At 37.9% G+C, this 14,169-nt stretch carries 11 protein-coding genes; 3 read left to right on the forward strand and 8 right to left on the reverse strand.

The features are described from left to right. Positions 1-64: 64 nt before the first annotated feature. Together GWI59_RS15900 and sbcD are read right to left on the reverse strand one after the other, a co-directional pair. A complete protein-coding gene (locus GWI59_RS15900) occupies positions 65-3,766 on the reverse strand; it encodes an AAA family ATPase (RefSeq protein ID WP_161725088.1) in 3,702 nt (1,233 codons plus the stop codon). Continuing rightward, positions 3,763-4,995: an exonuclease subunit SbcD gene (gene sbcD, locus GWI59_RS15905; protein ID WP_109847891.1), complete on the reverse strand. Its 1,233-nt coding sequence runs from the start codon at positions 4,993-4,995 to the stop codon at positions 3,763-3,765. The genes GWI59_RS15900 and sbcD overlap by 4 nt, the downstream gene beginning before the upstream one ends. Before the next feature lie 348 nt (positions 4,996-5,343). Between sbcD and phoB the strand changes: the two genes are divergently transcribed. The 3 genes from phoB to brnQ all read left to right on the forward strand — a co-directional run bounded on the left by phoB (position 5,344) and on the right by brnQ (position 9,168). Next, positions 5,344-6,033 carry a phosphate regulon transcriptional regulator PhoB gene (phoB, locus tag GWI59_RS15910; protein ID WP_006535154.1) on the forward strand — a complete coding sequence of 230 codons (690 nt, stop codon included), beginning with the start codon at positions 5,344-5,346 and terminating at the stop codon, positions 6,031-6,033. A gap of 23 nt (positions 6,034-6,056) precedes the next feature. Continuing rightward, a complete protein-coding gene (gene phoR, locus GWI59_RS15915) occupies positions 6,057-7,355 on the forward strand; it encodes a phosphate regulon sensor histidine kinase PhoR (RefSeq protein WP_109847889.1) in 1,299 nt (432 codons plus the stop codon). Positions 7,356-7,824: 469 nt separating this feature from the next. Continuing rightward, positions 7,825-9,168 (forward strand): branched-chain amino acid transport system II carrier protein, encoded by a 1,344-nt coding sequence (gene brnQ, locus GWI59_RS15920; RefSeq protein ID WP_072063698.1) that lies wholly within the window; start codon positions 7,825-7,827, stop codon positions 9,166-9,168. Between the two features lie 55 nt (positions 9,169-9,223). Here brnQ and GWI59_RS15925 read toward each other — a convergent pair whose 3' ends face one another. The 6 genes from GWI59_RS15925 to GWI59_RS15950 all read right to left on the reverse strand — a co-directional run bounded on the left by GWI59_RS15925 (position 9,224) and on the right by GWI59_RS15950 (position 14,149). Beyond that, positions 9,224-10,510 (reverse strand): type II toxin-antitoxin system HipA family toxin, encoded by a 1,287-nt coding sequence (locus GWI59_RS15925; RefSeq protein ID WP_109399309.1) that lies wholly within the window; start codon positions 10,508-10,510, stop codon positions 9,224-9,226. Next, the gene (locus GWI59_RS15930) at positions 10,500-10,793 is read right to left on the reverse strand and encodes a helix-turn-helix domain-containing protein (protein ID WP_006535148.1); all 294 of its coding nucleotides are present in this window, start codon (positions 10,791-10,793) and stop codon (positions 10,500-10,502) included. The genes GWI59_RS15925 and GWI59_RS15930 overlap by 11 nt, the downstream gene beginning before the upstream one ends. Positions 10,794-10,909: 116 nt before the next feature. Next, complete coding sequence (gene ydhT, locus GWI59_RS15935; RefSeq protein WP_161725090.1) at positions 10,910-11,878, reverse strand: protein YdhT; 969 nt, start codon at positions 11,876-11,878, stop codon at positions 10,910-10,912. Positions 11,879-11,903: 25 nt separating this feature from the next. Next, the gene (gene phsC / locus GWI59_RS15940) at positions 11,904-12,701 is read right to left on the reverse strand and encodes a thiosulfate reductase cytochrome B subunit (RefSeq protein WP_006535146.1); all 798 of its coding nucleotides are present in this window, start codon (positions 12,699-12,701) and stop codon (positions 11,904-11,906) included. Then, on the reverse strand, positions 12,698-13,369 hold the full coding sequence (locus tag GWI59_RS15945; RefSeq protein ID WP_072063691.1) for a 4Fe-4S dicluster domain-containing protein: 672 nt from the start codon (positions 13,367-13,369) through the stop codon (positions 12,698-12,700). Before GWI59_RS15945 ends, phsC begins: the two co-directional genes overlap by 4 nt. A gap of 66 nt (positions 13,370-13,435) precedes the next feature. Further along, positions 13,436-14,149: a YdhW family putative oxidoreductase system protein gene (locus GWI59_RS15950; protein ID WP_229096500.1), complete on the reverse strand. Its 714-nt coding sequence runs from the start codon at positions 14,147-14,149 to the stop codon at positions 13,436-13,438. Between the last annotated feature and the right edge of the window lie 20 nt (positions 14,150-14,169).

Here is a 14,169-nt window from a genome sequence, read left to right on the forward strand (position 1 = left end):
GATAAAAAATTTAATCAGTTACGTCAAAATATTCGACCTAGTTTTTAACTAATTGATTTATATTCTATTTATCTGCATATCTAAACTCAGGATCAAGTTGGCTAATACCTAACCCTCCGGCTTTCTTCACTTTAATTTGTACCGGAATACGTTCTTTCATGGCTTCTACATGACTAATTACGCCAATAATTTTGCCGGATGCATTAAGGCTATCAAGCGCATCTAATGCAATATCTAAGGTATCAGGATCTAATGTGCCAAAGCCTTCATCTAAAAAGAGTGATTCGATTTGAGTTTTGTTACTGACCAAATCCGAAAGTGCTAAGGCGAGTGATAAACTGACTAAGAAACTTTCGCCACCAGAGAGAGTACGTGTATCTCGTAGAGCATCTGCTTGCCATGTGTCTGCAATTTGTAGTTCAAGGCTTGCAGGTGTTTTGCGTTGCAAGAAGTAACGCCCATGAAGCTTTTCTAAACGACGGTTAGCCAAATAAATGAGATGATCAAGCGTTAAGCCTTGGGCAAAACGGCTAAATTTATCTCCCGATGCAGATCCCACTAATTCGTTTAAATAACTCCAGTCATCAAATTGAGCTTGCTGTTTAGCAATATGAGTCAGTAGGCTTTGTTGCTCTTTACGTTTTTCCTCGTCAGCTCGTAGTTGCTCTTGAATACGAAACTTCGTTTCTTGTAATTGAATAAGTTGTGTTTCTAACAGTAATAACTGAGCGGTAATTTGTTCAAAATTTTGTTGTGTTATCAAGATTGGTTGTTGTGATAAGTGTTGTTGATAGGCATTTTCTTGTGCATCTAAACGCGTTTTTTCTTGCAACAGTTTATCAAGGCGTTGTTTTTGTTGCTCTTGTAAACGGTGTCTTTCCTCGGCGGATAACAGAGAGGTTAGAAATGCATTTTCGTCAGCAAACGGGCTATTTTTTAACGCATATTGATATTGTTCAATAATGTCTTGTGAACACGTTTGTAACCGTTGTAACGATTTTTCATTTTCCTGATATTGACCAATAAGCTGATTTAAACGGATTTCGAGTCGGTTTTTTTCTTCACTATATTGCTCAATTTGTTTTTGTAACGATAGACTCCGTTTATCCAACTCATTACGTGCATCTTCGGTGGTTTGTGTCCCGAATAAAGCTTGGCGCTGTGCTTTTAGCTGCGCTTGTTGCTGGTGTAATTGTTGTAAATGGACTAAAACAGCATCAAGTTCTTTTTGAATTTCAGATAAATAGCGTTTTCTCTCTTCCTGCGTTGATAGCAATTCGCGGATGGTTTGTTGTAATTCGTGATGTGTTTTTAAGATTGATTGATATTGTTGGCTCTCTTCTTTACGTGAAGTAAGCCATTGAATTTTATCTTCAAATTCCTTTAATTCATAACCTTGCTGTTTAACAAGGGATTGAAGATCCTGCGCTAACTGAGTTTGTTGCTGAAGATATTGCGCTGTTTGTTGTTGTTTATTGGAAACTTCTTTCTGTTGCTGAGCAAATTCATTTTGTTGATGAAGAACAGTTTGCTGTTGTTGATTAAATTGCTCTTTGTTATCAGATAATAGTTTGTATTCTTGCTGAATTTTGGTTTCTAATGCTTGGTAATTTACTCGTTTTTGCGTCAGTAAATTATCCTCTTGCTTAAGTTCTGAATCTAATTGAGTTAGAACGGTTTCTTCGCAGCCGACATCCGGTAATGCATAAGTTTGCGCTACATCACGCCATTGTTGTGTTAATGACGTAATATCTTGTGTGAGTTGCTTAAGTTCGTGACATAACTTTTCGTTTTGAGCTTGATAGTTAGCACACTGTGTTTTTTGTTCTACTAACTCTATTGTTAATGCATGAACTTGTTGCGTTAAAATATCTAACCGTGTTTTTGTTTCATCTGGTTTAATTTCTTTATATTTTTCAACATAAGGATGTTCAGTTGAACCACAAACAGGACATGGGGTGTCTTTAACTAAGCGTTGTCTCTCTTCTTCATATTCCGCTAATTTTCGTATTAAAAGATAATTATCATTTAAATCTTTATGATGTTGCTGTTTTTCTTTTAAAACGATGCTATTTTTACTGATATTTTCAGTGAGCATAGCTATTTTTTGCAGGTTTTCTGAATAACTTTTTTGCTGCTGATGTTCAGCTTTTATAGCACGCTCTAATTGAGCTTGTAATCCCATCAGTTTAGCAAGGGCATTTCTTTGTTGTGATATTTGCTGTAAACGAGGAGGGATATCTGTAATTGCATCAGCCTTATTTTGTTGCTCAAGTTGTGTTTGCAACGCCTTTAATTGCTGTTGCTGTAAATTAAGGCTGTGCTGTTGTTGCTCTAGTGCTTTAGTTGCTTTTTCTAAGGCGAGTTTGAGAGTGTGTTCTTTTTCTTGCTCTGTTTTTTCACTCTTTTTGCTAATAAGATATTTTTCTGTGACTTCATCATATTGCTCAAAATAGCGTTGCCATAAAGGTAGATTTTCAGCAAGTTGAGCATAAGCCGTATGTTGGCTTAAATAATTATTTAATTCACTGGCTTGTTTTTGTGATGTTGTTAATTGGTGTGCTGTTGATTGAATTTTTTCCAGATATTCTGATTGTGTTTTTTCGAGTGCACTTTTTTGTTGTGTTTTTGCTGAAATATCTTGTTCTAGCAAGGCTAATTGATTATCTAATGGTGCCACTTTTTCACGAATAAGTTGTAATATTTGCTGTTTCTTCTCATCGTGTTGTTTAAATGTGTTACGTGCTTCGATTAAATGCTGATTAATTGGTTGGCTTTGTTGTTCAATAAGCTGTTTTTCTGCTTTTAGTGCTGAGAGTTGTGACGCAATATAGGCTTGTTCTTTTAATAGGCGATTTTTTTCATCATAAATTGGACGGATTTTTTCTGCAGGTTCGCTATTTTCAAGACGTTGAATATCGGGTTTGGCAGCAACTAATGCTTCTTGTGCTAAGTTAACCTCGGTTTGCGCTAGCGCTTTATTTTTATTGAGTTCAATTTCTTTTTCTTGCCACTGTTTTGCTACTTGATATTCCTGCTGTTCTTTTTGTAAGAGGCTCTCTTTGGCAAAAAGATTAGTCTGTTCAGTTAATAAAGCTTGGCGAGCATTTTCATCTAATAACGCCATCATTTCAGCTTTCTGTTTTAGTGTTTTTAATGCTTGTTCTTCTTCACGCCAATGTTTAAATATAGATTGGGATATATGGCGATAAATATCTGTACCAGTGAGTTCTTCGAGTAACTCTGCGCGAGATTTATCATCTGCATTTAAAAAAGCCGCAAATTGCCCTTGAGAAAGCAACATTGATTTAGTGAAACGATCAAAATCAAGCCCCGTAATACTGATGATCATCTCTTTTACTTGGCTTATTTTGCTTGCCAATATTTTGTCTTCATCTCCTGCTATATTTATTTTAACAAGTTCGGCTTGTGGTGCTTGAAGATTGCCATCTTCTTTATAATTAGCACGGCGTTGTTCCCAAAATGCACGATAAGCCACACCTTTGACTTCAAATTCAACTTCTGCCAAACATTCTGCAGTATGGCGTGTCATTAACTCATTTTGTGATTGTGTCACTTTATCTAATCGTGGGGTTCTATGATAAAGCGCTAAACTAATGGCATCTAACAGGGTAGTTTTTCCCGCACCAGTAGGGCCTGTAATCGCAAATAATCCGTTGCTAACAAAAGGCTCTTGGTTAAAGTTAATTTTCCATTCACCTTTTAAGGAATTAATATTTTTAAAGCGCAGACTTAAGATTTTCATTTTGCTTCGTTATCCTCTCGTTCTGCCATTTCAACTGCTTGTTTAAACAATGTGGTTAATCGCGTTTTAGTTTCTTCTGAATCAAACTCATGTTGTTCTAAACGTCTTTCAAAAACATCATAAACGGTTAATTCTGTCAGTGTTTCTTTTTCATTTTGAGTGAGCACTTGGCGTTGTTTTCTCGATCTTCTTAATAAAACCACATCAAAAAGTGGGTCGTTAGTGAGCTCTTGAATTCGAGCTTGTATATCACTGAGATAATCTTGAGTTGAGACTTCGATATCCAACCAAATAGTGGTGTCTAATTCATCGTATTGTTTTTTTAGATCCTCAAGTTGTATCGCTATCTCTTTTAATGAACCACTTATAGTGCGTAGTAATTGAAACTCAGGAATAGGTAATAGTGTGAGGTTAGTTAATTTATCTTGTTCAAAATCGATAAGACAGACACTTTTTTGTTGCCCACTTTCATCAAAACTTAAAGGAATTGGAGAGCCACTGTAACGAATATGCCCTGATTTATTCACCACTTGAGGGCGATGAATATGGCCAAGAGCGATGTAGTCAAATTCAGGGAATAGGGTTGCAGAAAAAGCTTCTAAAGTACCAATATAAATTTCTCGTACGGAATCGCTCACGCTTGCACCAATGGTTGTCAGGTGACCTGTCGCAATAATAGGGATCTTGGCGTTCAATTGTTCACGTAAATCGAGAGCTGCTTGATATTGAACTTGATAATAATCAGCAATCGCTTCTTTTAGCGCGTTTTGTTTTTCAGCACCGGATTGCCCACTTCGGCTCGTTATCATATCTCTAGGGCGTAGATAAGGGATCGCACAAAGTAATGCGCCTGGCATGTTATCTTTTTGACGAAGAATGATCGGGGTTTGTGGTGTTTCAGCATGAACATTGGCAATAACTGTCGTATTTAAACATGCCAATAGTGATTTTGATTCATTGAGTGTCGCGACAGAGTCGTGATTACCCCCTAGAATAACAAGCTGACATTGTGTATCTCGAATAGCAACAACAAAACGATTATACAGCTCTCTGGCATAACTTGGTGGGGAGCCTGTATCAAATATGTCACCAGCAACAATTAGAGCATCAACTTGATGAACTTTGATTTGTACTAATAACCAATCGAGAAATTGTTGATGTTCTTGTGCGCGGGTTTTAGTAAAAAAATATTGTCCTAAATGCCAGTCTGATGTGTGAATAATCCGCATTGCTATCCCTCTTTTTTATTTGATGAAGAGTATAGCGCACCTTGCTTTTTTAGTGAAAACTCAACAATAAGCCTTCTTTTCGAGTGATATTTCACCAAAAAATGGTTTATTTACCTTAACAACGGGGATCTATTTCAGTAATGTTAAGGTTAGTCATAAATCTGTCATAAAAGTGCATCATAATCATTTTGACCCTCTATACTCGTCATCCTTCAAGTTGCAGGGGTGTTGGCTACGCTCAGCTACCCGAATCATATACATGAGTATGCTCATCGGGATATCTTTGCTTGCCGCCTACCTGCAACTCGAATGATTTAGAGTATATATATACATTACACAGGATAGAGTATGGCAAGGCGTATTCTTGTTGTTGAAGATGAAACCGCAATTCGAGAGATGATCTGTTTTGTTTTGGAACAAAATGGTTTTCAACCGATTGAAGCAGAAGACTATGATTCTGCATTGAGCTTTCTTATTGATCCTTACCCTGATCTGGTTTTATTAGATTGGATGATCCCCGGAGGATCTGGTTTGCAGATAATAAAACAGATGAAACGGGAAAGTAACACCCGCGATATTCCAATTATTATGCTAACGGCAAAAGGGGAAGAAGAAGATAAAGTCCAAGGCTTAGAAACGGGCGCTGATGATTATGTTATCAAACCCTTTTCACCTAAAGAGCTTGTCGCCCGTGTGAAGGCAATTTTACGGCGTTTATCCCCGATGTCTGCGGAAGATGTCATAGAATTCAATGGATTATCGCTTGATCCAGTTTCTCATCGAGTAACGAGTCAAGACAAACCGATTGATATGGGGCCCACTGAATTTAAACTCCTGCACTTTTTTATGACACATCCCGAACGTGTATACAGTAGAGAACAACTGCTAAACTACGTTTGGGGAACGAATGTTTATGTCGAAGACCGTACTGTTGATGTGCATATTCGTCGTTTACGTAAGGCCATTGAAGAAGATGGTCATGACAGAATGATACAGACAGTACGTGGAACGGGATATCGTTTTTCAGCCCGTTTCTAAGTCAATATGGGAGTAATCGTCTGGTGTTAGAACGACTATCATGGAAAGCCCTCGTTTGGGGGCTATGTCTATTTTGTTTGCCTGCCTTTATATTATCGCTTTTTATCGGGCATCTTTCTTGGTTGCTGGTGGCATCACTTCTTAGCGCTTTGGTTTGGCATGCTTATAATTTGATGAAATTATCTAAATGGTTATGGCTCGATCGCTCAGTCTTACCCCCAGAAGGCAGAGGCGGGTGGGAGCCTATTTTTTATGGTATTCGACAGACCCAACAACGTAATCGTAAACGACGCAGAGAATTGGGCGACTTAATTAAACGTTTTAGAAGTGGGGCTGAAAGCTTACCTGATGCCGTTGTGATGATGACAAATGAAGGGAATATTTTTTGGTGTAATAGTCTTGCTCAACATTTATTAGGTTTTCGCTGGCCTGAGGATAATGGGCAAAATATTTTTAACTTATTACGTTATCCTGATTTTTTGCACTACTTTACTGCTGGTGATTTTAGTCGTCCCTTAACCATTTCATTAAATAGTGGTTCTATTGTTGAGTTCCGTGTGATGCCATATAGCGAAGATCAACGTTTGATGGTGGCTCGTGATGTGACAGAAAAAAATAAACTAGAAAACTCACGACGTGATTTTTTTGCGAATGTCAGTCATGAGTTAAGAACACCACTAACCGTTATTCAAGGCTATCTTGAAATGATGGAAGAAAATAGTGTAGCAAAACCCGCAGAGCATAAGGCGATAGTCACAATGCAAGAGCAAGCTAAACGTATGGATACGCTTGTTCAGCAACTTTTACAGCTTTCTCGTATCGAATCTGCTCCGCATATTGATTTAAACAAGATTGTTGATATTCCTGCCATTTTGGCGTTATTACAACAAGAAGCGAACTCATTAAGCCAAGGTCAGCATCAGATTGTTTTTGATGTTGATGATCAGTGGGCTGTTCGTGGTAATGAAGAGCAACTGCGTAGTGCGGTTTCTAACTTAGTGTATAACGCCATTAATCACACTGAAGAAGGAACAACAATCAAAGTTAATTGGAAGAAAATCCCCCAAGGTATGTTATTTAGCGTTTCAGATAATGGGGCGGGGATCAGTGCTGAGCACTTAACGCGTTTGACAGAACGTTTTTATCGCGTTGATAAAGCTCGCTCTCGTCATTCTGGTGGTACTGGGTTAGGTTTGGCCATTGTGAAAAAATCGTTGCTCCATCATCACTCTCAATTGAATATTGAAAGTAAAGTGGGTGTTGGGAGTACATTCTCTTTTATCCTTCCTCAAACATTGCTTAGCGCAAAAGAAACACACTAGCAGTACGTCTTTTTTAAAACCTTTATCATTTGTATTCAATCAGTGATAAAGGTTTTTTGTTCCTTTTTTAATATCAATAAAAACTAATATCGTAGCGTTAAATTTTAATATTATTAATTAATATTAACTTTAAATGATGTCAGTACTTAATATTGTTGGTGATAAAATGCACAAATCATATCATGCATATTCGATAATATATGACAGTTATAACTAGCGCTGAAAAATAGTTTAGATGATTATTCTGGTTTTTGGATTGGCTATTGCCTTTTTTCATTATAAAAGTTTTACTTGTGACCAGTTATCGGCAATTTTTTCTATTTAGTACTTAATTGCTCTACATGAAATGATTATACATGGATATTATCCTGAATAATGATGGTATGAGCCTAAATAGATATTGTTGATTTTATGTTGCGCCATCTTGGCGCTATTTAACAATCATTGTAACTACATATTAACAAAACTTATGGCACATAGATTAACTTCCAGAGATATTCTGGCATTAGGGTTTATGACCTTTGCCCTTTTTGTCGGTGCTGGTAACATTATTTTTCCTCCTATGGTGGGGTTACAATCCGGTGAGTTTGTTTGGACAGCTGCAATCGGCTTTCTTATTACTGGTGTTGGTTTACCTGTATTAACCATCGTTGCATTAGCTAAAGTTGGTGGCGGCATTGAAGCATTAAGTACACCTATTGGTAAATCAATGGGGCTATTATTAGCAATTGTTGCTTATCTTGCTGTTGGACCTCTTTTCGCAACACCACGTACTGCGACTGTCTCTTTTAAAGTGGGTATTGCTCCTTTAGTGGGTGATACTGAAATGTCATTGCTGATTTATAGTATTGTCTATTTTTTAATTGTTATCGGTATTTCGCTTTATCCGGGGAAATTACTAGATAGCGTCGGTCATATTTTGGCACCGATTAAAATTTTGGCATTGGCGGTATTAGGTGTTGCAGCGATATTTTGGCCTGCGGGTGGTGCTATTCCTGCTACTGAAGCTTATCGAGATATGGCATTAACTCAAGGCTTTATTAACGGTTACCTCACCATGGATACATTGGGGGCTATGGTTTTTGGTATCGTGATTGTTAATGCGGCTCGCTCTCGAGGTATTGATAATTCATCACTGTTGACGCGTTACACTATGTGGGCGGGAATTATTGCGGGTGTATTGTTAACTGCGATCTATTTGAGTCTATTTAAATTAGGCTCTAGCAGTGGCAGCATTATTCCGGGTGCCCAAGATGGCGCTGATATTTTACATGCCTATGTTCAGTACACTTTCGGTAACTTTGGTAGCTTCTTCTTAGCTGTCTTGATCTTCTTAGCCTGTATGGTGACAGCGGTTGGTTTAACGTGCGCATGCGCAGAGTTCTTTAGTCGCTATTTGCCTATCTCTTATCGTACATTGGTGTTGATTTTAGCAATATTCTCAGCTGTTGTTTCAAATTTAGGATTGAGCAAACTGATCGCGTTTTCTATCCCTGTGCTGATTATGATTTATCCACCTTGTATTGTGATTATTTTAATGAGTTTCACATTACGTCTGTGGAATAATTCAAGTCGTATTATCGCACCAGCAATGGCAGTTAGCTTATTTTTCGGTATTTTTGATGCAATAAAAGCGTCTGATTATCTGAAACATCTATTACCAGAATGGGCAGCTAAATTGCCATTAAGTGAGCAGGGGTTAGCGTGGCTTATCCCTGTATTGGTGACAATTGTTGTCTGTGGTATTTACGATAAAGTGGCAGGCTCACAGAGTAAAAAAGTGATCCATATTGAAGCCATCAAAAAGCAATAAAGTACGTTGATTTGAACAGTAAAAAGGGAAACGAAAGTTTCCCTTTTTGTTGAAATTAAAGTAAGTGCTGGTTCTCTTTTAAACGGTCAGCCAGTGTTTTTTCTATATCTGTTTGTACTAATTTTGATACATCATATTTTTTGGCAAGTGATGAGAATCGAGCAATAACATCAACGGTATGATGAATATATGCTTGTGCTTGTTGCCAACTTTCAAAACCTGCTATTTCAGCAAGTTGCTTTATTGTATTTAATGGTGGCTTTTTACCATACCCGCCAAATGAAGTGATATGCTCATTTCTTGGATTGGGATTATAGGTCACATCATAAAAAGGTGCTGGCTCCCAGTGCCCATCATCATATTGTAGAAATGACCAGTTTTTACTGTGATCATCTTGATTAGAAGCGAATAGATTAAAAATAGCTCGTCTAAACTGGAGTTGTCCGGCTGAAACTGATTTGCATAGTACGCGGTTTACTTTGATTAAATCTTCGTAATCCAAAGAAGGTAACCTAAAATCAGCATCTAATAATCCACATGCACTGTGCATGATTAAACGTCCTGATTTACCTGAACTATTTGTGACATGATCAAAACGTTTTAGCGCTAACCAAGATTTACCATCACTGTTTTTAGGAACATCAATAAGTTGCCATTGTGGGGGATTGAGCTCTAGCTCTTTTGCTAGGATGAGATAAATTGCTTCACATAGTCCTTCATCGTGGCCAAGAGGTAAGTTCTTAGACGTAAATTTGATCAACCATGATTCATCACCTTCTTCTTCATACGTTTTACACTTATTAAAATCCCCTTGCTTAAAATAAAGCAACGCTTTAGGTCTAGCGCCACCAGAGCTACCAACAATAGCAAGTTTAGATAAAACAATTTCCGTTTGACCATCAAATACAGCTTGTGCTTCTAAACCTAAATTAATCAAATCAACTTCAAACTGTTCATCTATTTGATAGTCAGAGACAGGTAAATAAGATAATCCTCCCATACCTTTATTACCAACAAAGGCTAACCTATCCATCGTTGTAATTTCATGCGGTTGTATACCATGTTGGCGGAATATTCTATCTTGCAATAATCGCCCCCATCCATCAGGTAAACTATCCGAGAAAAGCCCTTGCAAATTGCCATGAGGTTTTTTAGGTGCTATTTGTAAATCAGTATTATTCTGTAGATTAAAAGGTGAACTATTACCAAATTGTGTTAAGTAATGCGCATCATATTGAAAAAATACACCACTATGGTTTTGTACCAATGTTCCCATTAAAACCGAGTCACCTGTAGATAACGTCCGTGTCACATTTAGCTTTTGAATTGGCTTAAAACTCATCTTGTAATACCTCTTCAATCGTCCTTGGCATACGTGGTTTATTCACTTTCTTAGGATCAACAACCGCATAAAGATTATTTAAATCATCAAGGCATTGCCAAAGTAACAGTAACTGGCGTAGTGAAATTTTACCTTGTAACTCAAACTTTTTGATAGTTGAAGCAGGAACTGTACTACGCTCGGCAAGTTGTTCACGTGACCATTTTTCCTTTTCACGCAACTTTCTTAAATGAGAGGCAAAGGCTCGACTAACATCGAGATCAGTAAGTAATGAGAGTTTCATTTGTTAGCCTCAAATAGATACTATAATGTCTAATTATAGCAAAAAATAGCTATTTTGGACATTATAGTATCTATTTGATTTAAGAGTAGAGCAAGCAGTTTAGCTTAGGTTGCTCATTAATTTTTATTTGTAGAATACTGTTTTTCTGCCATAGGTTGTTGGTTTTCATCTAACGTATAGCGAACATCGGCTTCAATACCATCTTCACCTTCATAGAAGATTTTAAAGCGAGTACGATTGCCGTCGTGATATGCAATTACGGCACTACCGCCTTTTCCTAAGCAGAACTGATGGAGATTACCTGTTGATATGCAAATACTGTCGTCGCCAGATACTGTGATTTTACAGTTATCGCCAGTACTAATTGCCACAGCATTTTTTCCAGTCACATTGATTTGTGCTAAATCACCTGTATTAGTGATTTTTGCTCTATCTTGAGAGGCAGTAATAAAATTGCGTATGCCACTGTTTGCAATATGAACACCATTACCTGAGGCATAAATTTTGACATCATTGCCACTATTGGAAATGCGGGAGCGTCCGCCTAAACTCCCAATACGACACTGATTTCCTGAATTAGCTATTTTTCCTGCAAAACCAGTCATCATTAATTGATTGCTATAACCTGTGTTGGCAATGCTATTTTCATCACCAGAAAAAGCCACAATATTATTATTCCCACACAAAGCAAGATCAGTACTTAATTGCTGACTTTTTAAGATCAATTGATGCCATTCGGTAGAAAATTGAATATTTTCAGATGTTGGTAAAGTATTGTGATATGGCAAGCGTTGTAATGTCACGCCTTGCTGTTGTTCATCACCGAGCAGGAACAAGATGTTTTCCATCACTTCTTGTTCCTGTTTGGCAAAGGATGTTTCACTAAAATGACGTAAATAAATATATTGAATAAGGCTTTCTATCCACTGTGTACGGCGCTGTTTTATTAACTCACTATGGATAGCACTGTAAGTGCCTCCATCAGGAAAATAACGCAAAAACCAACGATAAAGCGAAGTTGAAACATGCAGTTGTCGTAAGTCTTTTTTTGTTAATCTAATATTTTCCTTTGAAGGGACTGACATATAAGCTCCTTAATCCATGTATTCATTAGTGTCTATGGTAACCATCAACCATACTGCGAAATGTTTGGAATGGCGTTTTTCCTGTTGTACACAGATAAAGGTGACCAATGATAAAAAAGACACTACATACCGCTAATATTTGGTGTGCAATTAATAACCAAGCTTTAAATGTTACGGCATCAGCAGGAATAAACGCTGGGTTTTGCAGTAAAACACCGGTTATTAAAAGTAGTGGAACTAATGCATACATCACACCTAAATAAGCCATTTGTTGCAGTGGGTTAAATTTAACATTGGGTGTCGCTGGGAAGGGGTGATCTTCGCCTTTGATAATGCCGTAGAGATAAAAACGAATTTGCATTAAAGCGCGTTGTAACCAATTTTTACCATCAATACGGTAAAATTTACCATTACCACCAACAAGATTGATCAATACAAAAGATAACCAGCATACTAAGAGCAGATAACCACAAATTTCATGCACACTGACTAATAACGCCGTATCGTGGGCTGAAAGTAAGGCAAAATGGTTAATCCCACCACTTAGAAGCAATAGAATAAATAAAGAAGCATTACTCCAGTGCCACAAACGAACCGCTTTAGAGTAAAGATAGAGCTTCTCTTCTTTATGCGATCCACCATGTGGTGTGGCAAAGCGATAACGTAAGAAGCCATGCAGTGCAAGAACAAGCAACATCCCAACTAAAAGCACGCCTGCAACGATTAACCAAAGTGGTGAATAGTCAGGTGTGTAAATTAAGACATATTCTTTTAGTGAGGCTTGGAATTGCTCAGCATTTGGCATGATATTAACAGCACTCATACTTTACCCTCCTCTTGAATATGAGGCCCTACACGGCGATAGAGATGCGGTTTCCCCACACCATCAAGTTGATAAATATAGTAATCGTGTGTTTTAAGCCATTCTTGAATTTGAGGACTGTCTTCTCTGCCAAATAACAAGGCATTTTGTGGACAAGCACTCACACAAATAGGTGGAAACCCTTTTTGTAATCGAGACTCAAGACAAAAATCACATTTATCAGCAACGTGTGTCACAGGGTTAAGATAACGGACTTGGTATGGGCATGCCGATATACAATAGCTACAACCAATACATTTCTCTTTATCTACACGCACAATACCATTGGTTTCATCACGCCAAGATGCACCTGTAGGGCATACAGGAATACAAGGAGCGTCTTCACATTGTTGGCAAGAGTGTCTAAAGAAATGGTATTTATCATTATCTTCTTTGAGGCTTAATGGAATATGAGCAATATCCATTCGTGCCATACCATTGGGTACTTTATTTAATCGACGACATGCAGTGGCACAGATATTACAGCCATTGCAGAGCGTCTCATCGTGGATCATGGCATAGCGGATTGGTTTTTTTTCTGTCGTTGCTGCAAGCGCACTTCCTAGTGGCGCACTGAAAAAAATGACCGATCCCATACCTGCTACAAATTTACGGCGAGAAACACGCATTATTTTTGCTCCTCAGTCTGATGATGTTGTAATACCCACATCGAATTTCGTTGATAAAGTAGAACATTAAGGATTTTCATGTTGTTCTACCTCAATCCATTCAGTTAAGCCTCGTGCTTTGCCGTAACTCATTAACGTATTGCTAAAGAGATAAGGGGCATCGTTGGATGCTAAAACTTGCTGAATATCCTGAAAATCAGGGTGAGTTTTCATCAGTGTCAGTGCATCTTCGATCTCTGAAGCCGTGTACTGAAAGGGTTCAGACATCAACATGCTTTGTTTCAATGGTCGAGGATAGGTTTCGCATTCAAAACGAACCACACCTGCAATTGCTGTACAAATATCCGCATGGCGGTTTAATAATTGCAGTTGTGCGAAGTTATCTGACATAAATTCATCAGAGTAGAAATAATCCTCGCCATTGAGACTTAAATGGGCGATATCAATAAACTCGTCGCTCTTTAACGCGGTTTCTAATTGCGCAATATCCTCTTCAGTCAGAGAATAGGGCGCATCATACAGCGTTGAAATTGCTAATAGTTCACCCTCTTTTGAACATTGACGTATTGCATTCGCTAGATGTTGTTCGGCAGATAATTCTGCTACCTCTGCAACGGGTTCTTCTACGACATCTGTTGAGGTGTTAGCACTACGTCCAACACCTGTTTCTGATAATGGCAGTAACCAACGTCGACGTGAGATATCAGGTTGTTCAGAAGCAATATCTGCATCATCAGCGATATCTTGTGGTATAGAAGCCGATACATTTTGTTCTATCATCATGATCTCCTTCTTTTACC

Origin of the sequence: Proteus sp. G2673 (assembly GCF_009915125.1) — a bacterium.
Taxonomy (GTDB): Bacteria; Pseudomonadota; Gammaproteobacteria; order Enterobacterales; family Enterobacteriaceae; genus Proteus; species Proteus penneri.

What these genes read in the sequence shown, in the direction of transcription:
- GWI59_RS15900 (WP_161725088.1), bottom strand. Translation starts at nt 3,766, where the DNA reads ATGAAAATCTTAAGTCTGCGCTTTAAAAATATTAATTCCTTAAAAGGT.
- sbcD (WP_109847891.1), bottom strand. Translation starts at nt 4,995, where the DNA reads ATGCGGATTATTCACACATCAGACTGGCATTTAGGACAATATTTTTTT.
- phoB (WP_006535154.1), top strand. Translation starts at nt 5,344, where the DNA reads ATGGCAAGGCGTATTCTTGTTGTTGAAGATGAAACCGCAATTCGAGAG.
- brnQ (WP_072063698.1), top strand. Translation starts at nt 7,825, where the DNA reads ATGGCACATAGATTAACTTCCAGAGATATTCTGGCATTAGGGTTTATG.
- GWI59_RS15925 (WP_109399309.1), bottom strand. Translation starts at nt 10,510, where the DNA reads ATGAGTTTTAAGCCAATTCAAAAGCTAAATGTGACACGGACGTTATCT.
- GWI59_RS15930 (WP_006535148.1), bottom strand. Translation starts at nt 10,793, where the DNA reads ATGAAACTCTCATTACTTACTGATCTCGATGTTAGTCGAGCCTTTGCC.
- ydhT (WP_161725090.1), bottom strand. Translation starts at nt 11,878, where the DNA reads ATGTCAGTCCCTTCAAAGGAAAATATTAGATTAACAAAAAAAGACTTA.
- phsC (WP_006535146.1), bottom strand. Translation starts at nt 12,701, where the DNA reads ATGAGTGCTGTTAATATCATGCCAAATGCTGAGCAATTCCAAGCCTCA.
- GWI59_RS15945 (WP_072063691.1), bottom strand. Translation starts at nt 13,369, where the DNA reads ATGCGTGTTTCTCGCCGTAAATTTGTAGCAGGTATGGGATCGGTCATT.
- GWI59_RS15950 (WP_229096500.1), bottom strand. Translation starts at nt 14,149, where the DNA reads ATGATAGAACAAAATGTATCGGCTTCTATACCACAAGATATCGCTGAT.